Genomic DNA, 16,986 nt, shown 5'->3' on the forward strand with positions numbered 1-16,986 from the left:
TAGGTTTTTTATGTACGGCTAGTTAGATAGCTAATTGGTCTGTTTTTGTCATGGTTTGAGGTTGGTAATAGACATTTTGATAGTCATTACCAACTTTTTGTACTAGGTAAAGTCCCGCTTTATTCATTTTGAATTGATTGTTAATGAGACTCTCTTGATTATCGTGTTTGATAACAGTCCAAGTTTGACTGTTTTTATCATAGATAACCTGTTGTTTTGAACTATTTTCTAGTAATTCTACTTCTTTGCTGTTGGCTAATTTATCAAAACTTGTGCGATCAATGTTTGGAACCATCATGTAACCATAGCTATCATCTTTGTTGTCATGCTTTTGGCTTATAGTGATAAAAGGATTGCTAACGATTGAGGTATTTTTAGAAGTACGATTAATGCTGTTCCAAGTACCTGTTTGCTCTTTGCGTTCAATATCAATAGTGCTATTTTTAAAGAAGATATAACCAATATTGCGACCAGGTTCTTTTGATTCTAAAAAGACACTTTTTGTATCTGTAAATTGTTGAGAACTTGCTTGTTTTAAATCAATAGTTTTTCCATTGACGTATGTAGTATAAGGTGTTTTAGAATCGTCTTTTCGTTGATCAATTGTTGTAGAAACATTTCCAATGCCGTTAGTATTCTTGATGTTGCTACCTAAAAAGACAATCTTATCATTTAAGATAACCCAACCTTTTTGTGCTGTTAAGGTGCGATCCCAGTTAGTAAAATCCATAGCGGCAAGAGCAAAGTGATCATTAAGTTTGACGGAACCAACAAAGTCAGATGTTCCTGTAACTTGACCGGTTTTTTCTTTAGCGTCTTTGCTATGTTTGCTCATGAATTCCTTAGTGGTATCTTCACGCTTAGCATCTTTTTCAGTTGTTCCAGCCATTTTATAAGGATTGACGGTTGGCCAAAAATGATTACTATAATGAGATTGATCACTATTATAAAGATAGAACATACCATCTCCGGTATACCAACCACGTGTATTTTCATCATTCATTCCTTCATAGTTGAGGGTACGTTTAGAATGTAATGAAAGCGCGAAACCAAAGTCTTTCTCGGCATTATAATAAGCTAAGCGGTCCATGCTATTAAAGGTTGATAAATTACTTTTTAAAGGTTTAGTAGCGACTGTACTGTCATTAAGCAGCTTATTCATGTTGGCAATATCGGAATACGATTTGAGGTTATTGAAGACATTGTAGAATTTATTTGAAGTGATAATCGTTTTAATAGTTGATTTGAGGTCTAAGTTTCGCTCTTCATTAGATATGTTAGCCAATCTGAGGAAACCTCTGAGAACTTCAACTGCAGCCGCATGCGAAGAAGCTGCCTCTCTACTAATTGAGCGTCCACGACTCATATCCATTAACTCACCTTTTACAATTAAAGGTAAAAATGATTGATTAATCCATTTATAAACCATATCAAGTTCTTGATTAGAGATTTTATAGTCAGTTTCTTGAATGATAGGCAGCAATTGTGTCAAACCATCTATCAGAACATTACCATAGGCGCCAGTATAAGCAACATTTGTATGGTCGATGTAAGAACCGTCAGCATAGAAGCCTTCAGCTTTAGTAGCAGTAGTAAAAAGATTTTTTAGAGAATGAGAAGTTTTTTCGATAATAGTATTGTCTTTACGAAGTAAACCTTCAATGATTTTAACGCGCCCCATATCGACTAGATTACCACCAAGGGCTTTAAATGGATTGACAAGCGTTTTACGGAAATATCCTGCATCAGGAACAAAGTGTTCAATTGGGTCGGTATAAGTTTTTATTTCAGCGTCAGTGAAGTAGTTATTCATGAGAGCTAGGGTACCTGTAATTGAGCGAGGGACACCGATTTCAAAATCCCACCAATTGGCAGAGCCTTCTATATCTTTATTAACATTGTAGAAGTTTTGATGAAGCCAAGCCAGACTCTCTTTTACAGTACGAATAGCTTTTTCATTTTTGTAAATAGTAGAGTGGGGATTGGTGATTTGTTTAGCTAAATCTTCCAAACGACGATAAGTAGCAGTTAACTGTGCTGAATTATTGAGATCTTTCAAGTCTTCCCAAAGGAAAGTGCGATTAGAATCCAGTTTGATAGCTTCGATATTTTTGGCGTTAGTTTCATCTAATTTCTGATTAAGCTTTTGCATGTTCGAATCATTAGTATCGTAAACATGATTACCAATAGTCACGTCGTTCCATTTGTCGAGGAGTTTTGTAAACTTATCTTCTGTTGAAGCTGTAACTGATAACGGTACTTCTTTAATTATTTTGCCAGATTTATCAGATATTTTAACAGTTGTTGAACCAGTAGCGTTTGGATACAATATTCCACCAACAATTTTCCCAAGAGACGGATTGGTTAGAGTGTACTGGTAATCAGCTTTATTAAAAACGTAATTTTTGTTTAAAGCCGTATTAACGCTTTCTTCAATTTGTGTTGTGACGGGTTGTGGATGCTCTGCGTCTTTAGGGCCTTTTGCTTTCATTGATATATTATCAAAAGTAACAGAACCTGTTCCTTTTTCATAATAAAGTTCAAGTGTCACCTCGGAGACATCTAACTTTGGGTTATATATCTTTGTTAAGGTATGTTTGTTAGTAGTACCGCTGGTCATCTCAGAAAGCCAAAGTCGCGTATTGTTGTCTTTTTTCTCCATAATACGAAGGAAAGCTTGTCCAGCCTTGTTACTTGTTTCAATATCAAACTTGACCTCATATTTTTTAGTGGGATCAATGTTCACTTTTTGTGTTACAGCACCTCTAAAGCCTTTGTCGCTGGATAGACTTACTTGGCCTTGTTCGGTACGTTGGATAATAGGTGATTTATCAGCAGTGTTTCCTTTATCAATCCAAGCAGACCATTCCCTAGCGCTTGTATGTGACCAGCTTCCAGATACAGGGTTAGTTTGATTAAAATCTCCGTTTTTCACCAGCTCCTTATTTTGAGTTTGATTATCTACTACTTGTTTCATTGTGCTAGGAGTGGCTGTTGCAGTTGTGGTTGAAGCTGTGGGGTTAGACAGATCTTGTTGTGTGGTTGTGGTGCTAGTCTCTTTGACAGTGGTACTTTCAGTCTGGGGAACTTCAATATTATTAGTTTGAGTATCTCTTATTTGGGACGTTGAGGTAGTTTTGGTAAGCTCTTCAGCTTTAGCTTGGTAACTATTGTTAACCAATATTGTTCCTAAAATAAGGGCTGAATAAAGCATAATACGATGTTTCTTTTTAATTTCCATTTTTTACTCCTTAGGTTTTAAAATTGTAAACCGGTTTTTCCTAATTATAGCATGCTTTAAAGGTTTATGATAAAGAACCTTTAAAATGTCATCAAAGTGAAAAGTAAATAACTGGTAAACAAAATAATTTGTTTAATCATTTGTGTGCTACTTTGATAGTAAATTGCCTAAATAAAGGCTATTTTTTGTTATAATATGAGAATGAGAGGAGTTTGAAATGACTAAATTAGCAACAATTTGTTACATTGACAATGGCAAGGAATTACTTCTATTGCACCGCAACAAAAAAGAGAATGATGTTCATGAGGGAAAGTGGATCTCGGTAGGCGGTAAACTGGAGGCAGGTGAAACTCCTGATGAATGTGCTAAGCGTGAAATTCTAGAAGAAACCCATTTAACAGTAAAAAAAATGGATTTTAAAGGAGTCATCACTTTTCCTGAATTTACGCCAGGTCATGATTGGTATACCTATGTCTTTAAAGTAACAGATTATGAAGGAGAGTTAATTTCAGATGATGAATCACGAGAAGGAACTTTAGAATGGGTACCATATGATCAAGTTCTCTCTAAGCCAACGTGGCAAGGAGATTACGAAATTTTTAAATGGATTTTAGAAGATGTTCCTTTCTTTTCTGCTAAGTTTGTTTATGATGAACACCAAAATTTAATTGAAAAGACGGTTAATTTTTATGAAAAATAGAGATTTTAGGGTCAGAGAACAGCTCGAAACATTCGGAGTCAGAGTTTCTGCTTTAATCATAGGAAATCAAAAACTGCTATTAATATATGCTCCTCATCTCGATAAATACTATTTACCAGGTGGGGCGCTTCAAGTTGGAGAAGATAGCAATAAGGCTGTTGCGAGAGAAGTACTTGAGGAAATAGGTCTTCACAGCCAGGTTGGTGATTTAGCCTATATTGTTGAGAATCAGTTTAATATTAAGAGACATCATTACCACTCAGTTGAATTTTTATATTTTGTTAATCTCTTGGGTCAGGCGCCAGAATCTATCAAAGAAGGAACGCATAAGCGACATTTTGTATGGCTTCCAATAAAAGAATTAACAAAAATTGATTGTAATCCTAATTTTTTAGCACAGGATTTGATAGAATGGCCAGGTCATGTTGTGCATAAAATCGTTCAAAATTAACTTTTTACTCTCTTGTTTTGAGTTTAATTTAATTTAACGTGTTATAATAAATGAGAATTAAAATTAGAATTCATCTTGAAAGGATATGTGAATGAATCGACCATCAGAAAAAGAATTTAAAAATAGTTTGTTTTTTAAATGGATCTTAAATAATCAAGCAGTTATTGCTCTCATGATTACCTTTTTGGTATTTTTAACGATTTTTAATTTTACCAAAATCTCTTTTATGTTTAAACCTGTGTTTGATTTTCTTGCTGTGCTGATATTGCCGCTTGTAATTTCTGGCTTGCTTTATTACCTATTAAAACCTATGGTTACATTTTTAGAGAAGCGGGGAATTAAGCGTGTAACAGCGATATTATCAGTTTTTACTATTATAATCCTTCTGTTAATTTGGGCAATGTCTAGTTTTATTCCCATGATGAGTAATCAATTACGCCATTTTATGGAAGATCTCCCTTCATATGTGAATAAAGTGCAAATGGAAACAAGTTCGTTTATAGATCACAACCCTTGGTTAAAATCTTATAAAGGGGAAATATCGAGCATGTTATCTAATATCAGTAGCCAAGCGGTCTCTTATGCTGAAAAATTTTCAAAGAATGTTTTAGATTGGGCAGGAAATTTAGCTAGTACAGTTGCACGTGTGACAGTAGCAACAATTATGGCTCCCTTTATTTTGTTTTATCTTTTAAGAGATAGCCGCAAAATGAAGAATGGTTTCTTAATGGTTTTACCAACCAAACTACGCCAACCAACTGATCGTATTTTGCGAGAAATGAATAGTCAAATGTCAGGGTATGTGCAAGGACAAATCATTGTTGCTATTACTGTTGGTGTTATTTTTTCAATAATGTATAGTATTATAGGTCTTAGATATGGCGTGACATTAGGGATTATTGCCGGTGTGTTAAATATGGTTCCCTATTTGGGAAGTTTTGTCGCCCAAATTCCAGTGTTTATCTTAGCGCTTGTCGCAGGACCTGTTATGGTTGTTAAAGTTGCGATTGTTTTTGTTATTGAGCAAACTCTAGAGGGACGCTTTGTCTCACCCTTGGTTTTAGGTAATAAACTTAGCATTCATCCAATTACAATTATGTTTATTTTATTAACCTCTGGAGCGATGTTTGGTGTTTGGGGAGTATTCCTCAGTATTCCGATTTATGCATCTATCAAAGTCGTTGTTAAAGAATTGTTTGATTGGTACAAAGCTGTCAGTGGGCTATATACAATAGATGTTGTTACTGAAGAAAGAAGTGAAGAAGTTAAAAATGTTGAATAGTGAAAAAATGATTGTTTCTATCCAAAATCAGGATTTAGAACATGCTAACAAGTATTTCGAAAAAGCGTTGAAAAATGATCCTGAGGAAATCTTATTGGAACTAGGAGCTTATTTGGAGAGTATTGGTTTTTTACCCCAAGCAAAACGTCTCTATGATCAAATCCGACCAAATTATCCAGAAGTTGCTATCAATTTAGCTCAAATTGTTGCCGAAGATGGAGATATTGAACAAGCATTCTTATACTTAGATTATATCTCAGAAGATAGTCAAGAGTATGTTTCAGCCCTCCTCGTTATGGCTGACTTATATGATATGGAAGGCTTGACTGATGTTGCGCGTGAAAAGCTTTTGCTAGCCAGCAAACTTAGCGATGACCCATTGGTTACATTTGGTTTAGCTGAAATGAACCTTAGTTTGGAACATTATCAAGAAGCGATAGAAGGATATGCATCACTTGACAATCGAGAAATCTTAGAAACGACTGGAGTTTCAACTTATCAGCGTATTGGTAAATCCTACGCTATTATAGGGAAATTTGATGCAGCTATCGAATTTTTAGAAAAAGCCGTTGACATTGAGTATGATGATTTAACAGTTTTTGAGTTAGCAACAATCCTTTATGATCAAGAAGAATATCAAAAAGCTAACCTTTATTTTAAACAGTTGGATACTATTAATCCAGACTTTGATGGCTATGAATATATCTATGGTTTATCTCTTCGTGAGGAGCATAAATCTGAAGAAGCTTTACGTCTAGTTCAGCAAGGTCTTCGTAAAAATAGTTTTGATGGTCAACTTCTCTTACTAGCTTCACAATTATCGTATGAATTACATGATGTTCCTTCGTCGGAGTCTTATTTGAAACAAGCTGAAAAAGTTTCTGAAAACCAAGATGAAATTGTTATGAGATTGTCAAATTTGTATCTTGAAGAAGAGCGGTTTGAGGAAGTCTTGGAATTAGACAATGATGATTTAGAAAATATCCTTGCAAAATGGAATATCGCTAAAGCACACAAGGCTTTAGAAATGGATGATAGTGTAGACTATTATCAATCTTTGTATAATGATTTAAAAGATAATCCAGAATTTTTACAAGATTATGCTTACATTTTGAGAGAATTTGGTTACCTTGATAAGGCACAAGAAGTAGGAAAGGCTTATTTAAAATTAGTTCCAGACGATATAGAGATGTCAGAATGGGTGAATAACATTTAAATAGGAAAACACTTACAGAAAAAAATTAAAAATTCACAAGTAAATTTTCACAATCTGATGTAAAAACTGTGATATAATTGAATCATTCTTGTGAAAAGAGGGAGATAAAATGACAGAATCACATAATCAATATGGGGCTGACTTAATTGTCGATAGCCTCATTAATCATGATGTCAAATATGTTTTTGGTATCCCAGGAGCTAAGATTGACCGCGTATTTGACACTCTAGAAGATAAAGGTCCAGAGTTAATTGTTGCTCGTCATGAGCAGAACGCGACTTTTATGGCTCAGGCTGTCGGGCGTATTACGGGAGAACCAGGAGTTGTTATTGCAACTAGTGGACCTGGGATCTCGAACTTGGCAACAGGGTTAGTTACTGCGACAGATGAAGGTGATGCTGTTCTTGCAATTGGTGGACAGGTTAAGCGAGGAGATTTATTGAAACGTGCTCATCAATCAATGAATAACGTTGCTATGCTGGAACCTATTACAAAATATTCTGCTGAGGTTCATGACCCTAATACTTTGTCAGAAACTGTTGCAAACGCCTATCGTCTTGCTAAATCTGGTAAACCAGGAGCAAGTTTTATCTCTATTCCTCAAGACGTTACAGACAGTCCAGTCTCAGTAAAAGCAATCAAACCTCTTAGTGCACCTAAATTGGGTTCGGCATCTGTTTTAGATATCAATTATTTAGCGCAGGCTATTAACAATGCTGTTTTACCGGTACTGTTATTAGGAAATGGCGCATCTTCAGAGGGAGTAACTGCTGCCGTACGTCGACTTCTTGATGCTGTTAAACTACCAGTAGTAGAAACTTTCCAAGGTGCGGGTATTGTGTCACGCGAGCTCGAGGATGAAACATTCTTTGGTCGTGTAGGTCTCTTCCGTAATCAACCTGGAGATATGCTTTTGAAGCGTGCAGACCTAGTTATTGCTATCGGGTATGACCCTATTGAATATGAAGCGCGTAACTGGAATGCTGAAATTTCTGCTCGTATTATTGTTATTGACGTTGAACAAGCAGAAATTGATACGTATTTCCAACCCGAGCGAGAACTGATTGGAGACATGGCACATACACTTGATTTACTTTTACCAGCTATTAAAGGATATGAATTGCCTGAAGGTTCAAAAGAGTATTTGAAAGGGCTTCGTAATAACATTGAAAATGTTAGCGATGTTAAATTTGATCGTGACTCAGCTCATGGACTTGTTCATCCTCTTGATCTCATTGATGTACTCCAAGAAAATACCACCGATGACATGACTGTTACAGTTGATGTGGGAAGCCATTATATTTGGATGGCTCGCTACTTTAAATCATATGAAGCGCGTCACTTGCTCTTCTCAAACGGAATGCAAACATTAGGAGTTGCTCTACCTTGGGCAATTTCTGCGGCTCTTTTGCGTCCCAACACAAAAGTTATTTCAGTTTCTGGTGATGGTGGCTTCTTATTCTCAGCTCAAGAGTTAGAAACTGCAGTTCGTCTTCATCTACCAATTGTTCACATTATTTGGAACGATGGAAAATATAACATGGTTGAATTCCAGGAAGAAATGAAGTATGGGCGTTCTTCAGGTGTTGACTTTGGACCAGTTGATTTTGTAAAATACGCTGAAAGTTTCGGTGCTAAAGGTTACCGTGTAGACAGCAAAGACAGTTTTGAAGAAACACTCAAACAAGCTCTAATCGATGCTGAAAATGGACCAGTGTTGATTGATGTGCCTATCGACTATAAAGATAATGTGACACTAGGTGAAACAATCTTACCCGACGAGTTCTACTAAGACGAGGTCTAATATGTCAGAAACAGTTAAATTATTTCAATACAGTACCTTGAGTTCACTGATGGCAGGATTGTACAAAGGCAGTCTAACTATCGGAGAATTATTAACTCACGGTGACTTAGGAATCGGTACTGTTCATATGATTGATGGTGAATTGATTGTATTGGATGGGAAAGCTTATCAAGCTATTGGTACAGATGGTAAAGCAGAGATTATCCAATTATCAGATGATGTGACAGTACCCTATGCAGCGGTTTTACCACACCATATCCAAAAACAATTTGATATCAATGCTGAGACAGATAATAAGGATTTGGAAGAGATGATTCTAAAAAACTTTGAAGGTCAAAATCTCTTTAAGTCTTTAAAAATCAAAGGAACGTTTTCAAGAATGCACGTTCGTATGATTCCAAAATCTCCACAACATAAACGTTTTGCAGATATTGCATCTAATCAGCCAGAATTTACCAAAGAGAATGTATCTGGTACGTTGGTTGGGATTTGGACGCCGGAATTATTTCATGGTGTGGGGGTAAAAGGATTCCATGTCCACTTTATTTCAGACGATTTAACTTTCGGTGGGCATGTTATGGATTACTCGCTCACACAAGGAAAAGTTGAAATTGGGAAGGTTGACCAACTTGACCAATGTTTCCCAACTCAAGATCAAGAATTTTTGGAAGCTAACTTTGACCTACAAAAGCTTAGAGAAGATATTGATTTAAGTGAATAAGAATACCTATAAATAATTAATAACACTAAAAATAGACAGGGATATGTCCCAGTCTATTTTTTTAGTTTAAGGCTATCTATTTTTTCTTGTGTGGGAGTGACTCGTAAGGTTTTTTGACCAGTGTAAGTTACAAAACCTGGTTTAGTACCACTTGGTTTATTGAGTTTTTTTACTTCAATCATGTCTACTTGAACAAGATTGGAGAGACGAGCTTTAGAGTAATAAGCAGCTAACTCGGCGGCATCTGTCTTAACCTCGTCACTTGGATTGAGGTTATCCCGAATTAACACATGACTTCCGGGGATATCCTTGGCATGAAACCACAACTCCCCTTTACGAGCCATTTTAAATGTTAACTCGTCATTTTGGAGATTATTACGTCCTACCATAATAATAGTCTTGCCATCGGATGCTAAATATTGTTCAGGTTTTTTGCGCTTATGTTGTTTATCATGTGCGCGTCGCTTAATAAATCCAGTTTCAACAAGTTCTTCACGAATATCATTGATATCTTCCATAGAAGCATGATTTAGCGATGTTTCAACAGATTCAAGGTAGGTGATTGTATTTTCCGTATCTGAAATAATTCCTTTTAAATGTTTTACAGCTTCTTTTAATTTTTGATATTTTTTAAAGTAGCGTTGGGCATTTTGGTTGGGTGTTAAAGCTCGATCAAGTGAAATCTCAATCGTTTGGTTGGTGTAATAATTATCAAGCACAACGACATCTTGATTATTTGGTACTATAGAGAGATAGGTAGTTAGAAGCTCTCCTTTTTGGCGAAATTCCTCTGCATTTTCAGTAGCTAGAAGTTCGTCTTGTTGCTTAGCTAGTTTTTTGATATTTTTCTCTAACTCACTTTGAACACGGTGAATGAGGTCACTAGCTTGCTGTGCTATGCGATCTTTTTCAGCTTTCTCTTGGTAGTAATAATCTAACAATTGTCCAAGAGACTGAAATGTTTCGTGACTGCTTGAGAATTGGACAGCGGAAAAGGATTTTTCTGTTAGGCTAGGATGATATTCTCTCGAAAAGAATTGACGAAAATCGTTAAGTTTATTGTCTTTCAAACAGTTAGATAATTCTAGCGCAGTATCGCGTCCTAAACCTTGGAAGAGTTGTTGGAGGTTTTTAGGGCTTAGATCATTGGTTTGAAGCAGCTCAAATAGAGTTTGATCAGAAATATCAAAAGGATTGATTGCTTTTGTTTTGGGTGGGGCAATGTAAGTCGAACCAGGAAGGATAGTACGGTAGGAGTTTTGCGAGAAACCAACATGCTTAATTGATTCAATAATTTTATGTTCATTTTTATCAATCAAGATAATGTTACTGTGTTTTCCCATGATTTCAACAACAAGTGTCGCTTTAATATGATCACCGATTTCGTTTTTATTAGACACGACGATTTCTAATATACGGTCATTTTCAATTTGTTGAATGGTTTCAATCACTGCACCTTGCAAATACTTTCTCATAATCATTGTAAAAGTATTTGGATTTTGAGGATTTTGGAAATTTGCTTCGGTAGTTTGGATACGTCCAAATACAGGGTGAGCAGATAGGAGTAGTTTATAGTTGCGACGATTATTGCGTATTGTTAATACCAATTCATGGTCAAAAGGTTGGTTAATTTTTTGGATACGTCCTTTTTCAATCTGTTCTTGTAATTCATTTGTGAGGTGATGTAAAAAAAATCCATCAAAAGACATGGCGTCCCCCTTATTCTAAAAATTATAGCTTATTTATTATACCATAGGCTGAGCTAAAAATATTTTTTTATAACGCAAAAGGCTTGCAATTTTCAGAATATAGTATATAATTATAGAAAAATTCATGAGAAAGGATGACTAGTAAATGACTAAAACATTATTTACCAATTGGCAAAACTGGCGTAGATAAAGTTGTGTTTATGGGTGCATAGATACGACTTTTTGGAGTACTTCAAAAAAGTATCTATGCGCTGGTCTAGTCTAACAATAGAGAGCGCAAGGTAAGTTATTTATCAGGCGCTTTTTCTTTTGCGCTAAACTCCAGAAAGTCAAGGTATTATTAAAGTGAGGAGAAAATATGAAAAATAAAGGGCTGATAGCTACGCTAATTCTATTGACTATATTAGTGGTTGGAGAATTATTTTATAACAAATCAGAAAAACGTCTTAATTTATCAGAAAAGCAAGTTGTTAAAATTGGTATTTTACAGTATGTAACCCATGATGCTTTGGATGCTATTGAAAAGGGAGTTGAAGATGGTCTAGCTCAAGAAGGATATAAAGGGAAAAAAGTTAAATTAACCGTTTTAAACGCCGAAGCTGATCAAAGTAAAATTCAAGCGATGAGTAAACAATTAGTTAATCATCACAATGATATTTTGATTGGAATTGCGACACCATCAGCACAAGGTTTAGCAGCTTCGACTAAGGACACTCCTATAATCATGGGAGCTGTTTCTGATCCTTTAGGGGCCAAGTTAGTAACGAATATGAAGAAACCAACAACTAATGTTACAGGATTATCAAACGTTGTTCCGACCAAGCAAACTGTGCAATTAATCAAGGATATAACTCCCAATGTTAAACGTATAGGAATTCTTTATGCTAGTAGCGAAGATAATTCTGTATCACAAGTAACTGAGTTTACAAAATATGCTCAAAAAGCAGGGCTAGAAGTTCTTAAATATTCTGTACCATCTACAAATGAAATTAAGACAAGTATGTCAGTCATGACCAAAAAAGTAGACGCTGTCTTTGTTCCACAAGATAATACTATTGCGAGTGCTTTTAGAACAGTTATCGTAGCAGCAAACCAAGCTAATATACCTGTGTATTCCAGTGTTGATACCATGGTTGAACAAGGAAGTATAGCATCAGTAGCGCAGAGTCAATATGGCTTAGGGTTAGAAACTGCAAAACAGGCCATTAAAGTCCTAAGAGGGAAGCCGGTTAAAGATGTACCAGTCAAAGTTATTGATACAGGGAAGCCAAGCCTCAATTTGAAAGCAGCCAAACACTTAGGAATTAAAATTCCTAAGAAGATTATGAAACAGGCAGAAATTACCGTTAAGGTTGACGATTAGAAAGAGGGTTTTATGATTATTTCATCAGTTTCACAAGGTTTATTATGGGGGATATTAGGATTAGGGATATACTTAACCTTTAGAATCTTAAAATTTCCAGACATGACAACAGAGGGCTCCTTCCCTCTAGGGGGAGCGGTTTGTGTTACCTTAATGAATCAAGGGGTTAATCCTATTTTGGCGACGATTCTAGGCATGCTATCAGGGATGTTAGCGGGATTTGTTACTGGTTTACTTTATACTAAAGGAAAGATACCGACGATTTTAGCAGGGATTTTAGTAATGACCTCATGCCACTCTATTATGCTAATGGTTATGAAAAGAGCAAATCTAGGTTTAAATGAGATTCAAACATTGAAAGATTTTCTTCCGTTTTCAAATGATTTAAATCTTCTCGTATTAGGCTTGATAGCTATTCTCTTGGTGATTTCTGCCTTAATTTATTTTCTCTATACACGCTTGGGGCAAGCTTATATTGCAACAGGAGATAACCCTGATATGGCAAAGAGCTTCGGCATTGATACCGACAAAATGGAAATGCTTGGCTTAATTGTATCAAATGGCTTAATTGCTTTATCAGGAGCTTTAGTAAGTCAACAAGATGGATATGCTGATGTATCAAAAGGTATAGGTGTTATTGTTATTGGGTTAGCTAGTATTATTATTGGAGAGGTACTTTACTCTACTGGTTTAACTCTCTTTGAACGTTTAATTGCTATAGTGGTGGGTTCTATTCTTTATCAATTTTTAATAACGGCAGTAATCGCCTTAGGATTTAATACGAATTACCTAAAATTATTTAGTGCAATAGTGCTTGGAATTTGTTTAATGATTCCTGTCCTAAAAACGAAGATTTTGAAAGGAGTACGCTTATAATGGTGATGAAAATCATAGAGTTAAAAGAAGCAACCGTACAAGTCAGTAATGGTTTAGCAGAAATGAAAACGATATTAGACCATGTTAATTTGAGTATTTATGAACATGACTTCATTACAATATTGGGTGGAAATGGAGCTGGAAAATCAACACTTTTTAATGTAATTGCAGGTACCTTGATGTTAAGTAGTGGAAATATTTACATCATGGGACAAGATGTTACTAATTTACCAGCAGAAAAACGAGCTAAATATTTATCACGAGTATTTCAAGATCCGAAAATGGGAACAGCACCTAGGATGACAGTTGCTGAAAATTTATTAGTTGCTAAATTTCGAGGTGAAAAGAGACCGTTAGTTCCTAGAAAGATTATTAACTATACCGAAGAATTTCAAAAATTGATTGCTAGAACTGGTAATGGACTTGATCGCCATTTAGAGACACCTACAGGTTTATTATCAGGTGGACAAAGACAAGCACTTAGTTTATTAATGGCAACTTTGAAAAAACCAAATCTGTTATTATTGGACGAACACACAGCAGCGCTTGATCCTAGAACAAGTGTTTCGCTTATGGGCTTGACTGATGAGTTTATCAAACAAGATTCGTTGACTGCCTTAATGATTACACATCATATGGAAGATGCTCTCAAATATGGAAATCGTGTATTAGTAATGAAAGATGGCAAGATTGTCAGAGATTTAAATCAGGCACAAAAAAACAAGATGGCTATAGCTGACTATTATCAATTATTTGATTAAAAAGAAGTGAAATGGAAGTGTTTCACTTCTTTTTCTATACACTTTGCAAGAAATTATTTTCAAAATATGATATACTAATAATGCTGTAAATCGACTTGTAGAGACAAGGACCGTAAGTACAAATGGGATGAAAATAAGGACACACTCTTTAATTCATATTCCTATTATTGATTAATAAGGTTTTTCTTCAAACCCAAGAAAAGTTACCAATAAATCAATTACTAATGATAATAATTGGACAATTTCTTGTCTGCTTTATAAAAAGAATTAACAAAATTTAAGGAGAAAACTCATTATGAGCGACATAAAAATCATGGCTCTTGGAGGTGTTCGTGAAAACGGAAAAAACCTATATGCAGTAGAAGTCAATGATTCTATCTTTGTTTTGGATGCTGGACTCAAATATCCTGAAAATGAACAACTGGGTGTTGATGTTGTTATTCCAAATCTTGATTACTTAATTGAAAATAAAAAACGTGTTCAGGGGATTTTCTTAACCCATGGACATGCGGATGCTATTGGTGCATTGCCTTATATTATCGCCGAAGTCAAAGCACCTGTGTTTGGCTCACCTCTCACAATTGAATTAGCTAAGTTATTCGTTAAAAATAGTACAGCAGTCAAGAAATTCAATAATTTCCATGTGATTGATAGTGAAACGGAAATTGAATTTCAAGATGCGGTGATTTCGTTCTTTAAAACGACTCATTCAATTCCAGAGTCAATGGGAATTGTTATAGGGACGAAAGAGGGAAATATCGTTTACACAGGTGACTTTAAATTTGATCAAGCTGCAAGGAAATATTACCAAACAGATCTGGCACGTTTAGCTGAAATTGGTCGTGATGGTGTTTTAGCACTTTTATCAGATTCTGCAAATGCTACAAGCAATGAGCAAGTTGCTAGCGAATATGAGGTCGGTGATGAAATTAAGAGCGTTATTGAAGACGCAGAAGGTAGAGTCATCGTAGCAGCAGTTGCAAGTAATCTCATTCGTATTCAACAAGTCTTTGATGCAGCGGCAGAAAACGGTCGTCGAGTAGTTTTAACGGGTTTTGATATTGAAAATATTGTTCGTACGGCCATTCGTATGAAACGCATTCATATTGCTGATGAAAATATGATTATAAAACCTAAAGATATGACACGTTACGAAGATAACGAATTATTAATCCTTGAAACTGGACGTATGGGAGAGCCGATAAATGGTCTCCAAAAAATGGCGATTGGACGTCATCGTTATGTTCAAATTAAAGATGGTGATTTAGTATTTATCGTAACAACACCAAGTATTGCAAAAGAGGCAGTTGTAGCGCGTGTTGAAAATCTGATTTATAAAGCTGGTGGCTCAGTTAAATTGATAACACAGAATTTGCGCGTATCAGGTCATGCAAATGGTCGCGAATTACAATTATTAATGAATCTATTGAAACCTAAATACCTTTTCCCAATTCAAGGAGAGTATAGGGATTTGTCAGCACATGCGGGCTTAGCTCAAGAGGTAGGAATGTCAGCAGATGATATTTATATTGTGAAGCGTGGTGACATCATGGTTCTTAAAAAAGATGGCTTCTTCCATAGTGGATCTGTTCCTGCTGGAGATGTTATGATTGATGGAAATGCTATTGGTGACGTTGGTAATATTGTACTTCGTGACCGTAAGGTATTATCTGAAGATGGAATTTTTATTGTTGTTATAACTGTCAGCAAAAAAGAAAAGAAAATCATTTCTAAAGCTCGTGTTAATACGCGTGGTTTTGTGTATGTGAAAAAAAGCAGAGATATTTTGCGTGAGAGCGCAGAATTAGTTAATACAACGGTAGAAGATTACTTAAGCAAAGATACATTTGACTGGGGTGAACTTAAAGGGAAAGTGCGTGATGAGGTCAGCAAGTTCTTATTTGACCAAACGAAACGTCGCCCAGCAATCCTTCCTGTGGTTATGGAAGTTCGTTGATAGTGTTAAGAGGTTACCAAATTTTGGTAGCCTTTCTTGCTAGAATGGAGGTTTTTATGGCATTTTTTAATATTGAATATCACTCTAAGGTACTAGGAACGGAACGTCAAGTCAATGTTATTTACCCAGATGCTTTTGAGATGCCTGATGATAAAATTGATGATTGTGACATTCCTGTTTTGTATCTTCTCCATGGAATGGGGGGAATGAGAATTCTTGGCAAAAACGCACAAATATAGAGCGTCTTTTACGTCATACTAATCTTATCGTCGTGATGCCATCAACAGACTTAGCATGGTATACCAACACAAAGTATGGGTTGGATTATTTTGATGCAATAGCTATCGAGTTACCAAAAGTTTTGAAACGTTTCTTTCCTAATATGTCTGATAAGAGAGAGAAAAATTTCATTGCTGGATTATCTATGGGGGGATATGGAGCATATAAAATAGCTCTACTGACTAATCGTTTTTCTCATGCTGCCTCTTTGTCAGGTGCACTTTCTTTTGACTTTGATTTATTATTCAATAATGGCAACGATAACATTAACTATTGGTCGGGAATTTTTGGCGATTTGAATAACACTGATAACATAGAGCGTCATTCACTAAGGCGTTACGTTGAGTCTTTTGATATGAAGACTAAATTTTATGCATGGTGTGGTTATGAAGATTTTCCTTTTGAAGCTAATGAAGTCGCAATTGATGAACTTCGTCAATTAGGTTTAACTATTGACTATTCCAATGATCATGGTAAACATGAATGGTATTACTGGAATCAACAATTAGAAAAAGTCTTAGAATGGCTCCCTGTTGATTATGTCAAAGAAGAGCGCCTTTCTTAGTATTAGCTAAATCGTTGAAATCCAAGTAAAGTCTTGTTATACTAAATCATTAAGTTTTGGG

At 35.6% G+C, this 16,986-nt stretch carries 12 protein-coding genes and 1 pseudogene; 11 read left to right on the top strand and 2 right to left on the bottom strand.

Annotated features, from left to right (window positions below; translation table 11 throughout):
- Positions 1–22: 22 nt before the first annotated feature.
- Positions 23–3,241, bottom strand: coding sequence for a hyaluronate lyase (hylB, locus tag EGX70_RS01505; RefSeq protein ID WP_000403414.1), 3,219 nt, complete (start codon positions 3,239–3,241; stop codon positions 23–25).
- 217 nt (positions 3,242–3,458) lie between these two features.
- Here hylB and EGX70_RS01510 point away from each other — a divergent pair, with 217 nt between their 5' ends.
- The 6 genes from EGX70_RS01510 (at position 3,459) to budA (ending at position 9,415) form a co-directional block, all read left to right on the top strand.
- Complete coding sequence (locus EGX70_RS01510) at positions 3,459–3,941, top strand: 8-oxo-dGTP diphosphatase (RefSeq protein WP_000163512.1); 483 nt, start codon at positions 3,459–3,461, stop codon at positions 3,939–3,941.
- Complete coding sequence (locus tag EGX70_RS01515; protein ID WP_000796053.1) at positions 3,931–4,392, top strand: NUDIX hydrolase; 462 nt, start codon at positions 3,931–3,933, stop codon at positions 4,390–4,392. Before EGX70_RS01510 ends, EGX70_RS01515 begins: the two co-directional genes overlap by 11 nt.
- A gap of 91 nt (positions 4,393–4,483) precedes the next feature.
- The gene (locus EGX70_RS01520) at positions 4,484–5,674 is read left to right on the top strand and encodes an AI-2E family transporter (protein ID WP_123947851.1); all 1,191 of its coding nucleotides are present in this window, start codon (positions 4,484–4,486) and stop codon (positions 5,672–5,674) included.
- The gene (locus EGX70_RS01525) at positions 5,664–6,890 is read left to right on the top strand and encodes a hypothetical protein (protein ID WP_000934868.1); all 1,227 of its coding nucleotides are present in this window, start codon (positions 5,664–5,666) and stop codon (positions 6,888–6,890) included. Before EGX70_RS01520 ends, EGX70_RS01525 begins: the two co-directional genes overlap by 11 nt.
- Before the next feature lie 109 nt (positions 6,891–6,999).
- Positions 7,000–8,682 carry an acetolactate synthase AlsS gene (alsS, locus tag EGX70_RS01530; protein ID WP_000140344.1) on the top strand — a complete coding sequence of 561 codons (1,683 nt, stop codon included), beginning with the start codon at positions 7,000–7,002 and terminating at the stop codon, positions 8,680–8,682.
- Positions 8,683–8,695: 13 nt separating this feature from the next.
- On the top strand, positions 8,696–9,415 hold the full coding sequence (gene budA / locus EGX70_RS01535) for an acetolactate decarboxylase (RefSeq protein WP_000005478.1): 720 nt from the start codon (positions 8,696–8,698) through the stop codon (positions 9,413–9,415).
- 53 nt (positions 9,416–9,468) lie between these two features.
- On the opposite strand, the gene EGX70_RS01540 is transcribed toward budA, so the two are convergent.
- Positions 9,469–11,124, bottom strand: coding sequence for an NFACT family protein (locus EGX70_RS01540; protein ID WP_000006713.1), 1,656 nt, complete (start codon positions 11,122–11,124; stop codon positions 9,469–9,471).
- 358 nt (positions 11,125–11,482) lie between these two features.
- On the opposite strand from EGX70_RS01540, the gene trpX reads away from it, so the two are divergent.
- From trpX to EGX70_RS01565, 5 genes and pseudogenes are all read left to right on the top strand, one after another.
- Complete coding sequence (gene trpX / locus EGX70_RS01545) at positions 11,483–12,487, top strand: tryptophan ABC transporter substrate-binding protein (protein ID WP_000790867.1); 1,005 nt, start codon at positions 11,483–11,485, stop codon at positions 12,485–12,487.
- Between the two features lie 12 nt (positions 12,488–12,499).
- Positions 12,500–13,363, top strand: a complete 864-nt coding sequence (locus EGX70_RS01550) for an ABC transporter permease (RefSeq protein ID WP_000587302.1) — start codon at positions 12,500–12,502, stop codon at positions 13,361–13,363.
- The gene (locus EGX70_RS01555) at positions 13,363–14,124 is read left to right on the top strand and encodes an ABC transporter ATP-binding protein (RefSeq protein WP_000245085.1); all 762 of its coding nucleotides are present in this window, start codon (positions 13,363–13,365) and stop codon (positions 14,122–14,124) included. The genes EGX70_RS01550 and EGX70_RS01555 overlap by 1 nt, the downstream gene beginning before the upstream one ends.
- Before the next feature lie 295 nt (positions 14,125–14,419).
- Positions 14,420–16,081 (top strand): ribonuclease J, encoded by a 1,662-nt coding sequence (locus EGX70_RS01560; protein WP_123947853.1) that lies wholly within the window; start codon positions 14,420–14,422, stop codon positions 16,079–16,081.
- Between the two features lie 56 nt (positions 16,082–16,137).
- Positions 16,138–16,925: pseudogene (locus tag EGX70_RS01565) on the top strand (alpha/beta hydrolase).
- The last annotated feature ends 61 nt before the right edge of the window (positions 16,926–16,986 follow it).

It is taken from the genome of Streptococcus sp. FDAARGOS_522 (assembly GCF_003812445.1).
In the GTDB taxonomy this organism is placed as follows: Bacteria; Bacillota; Bacilli; order Lactobacillales; family Streptococcaceae; genus Streptococcus; species Streptococcus agalactiae.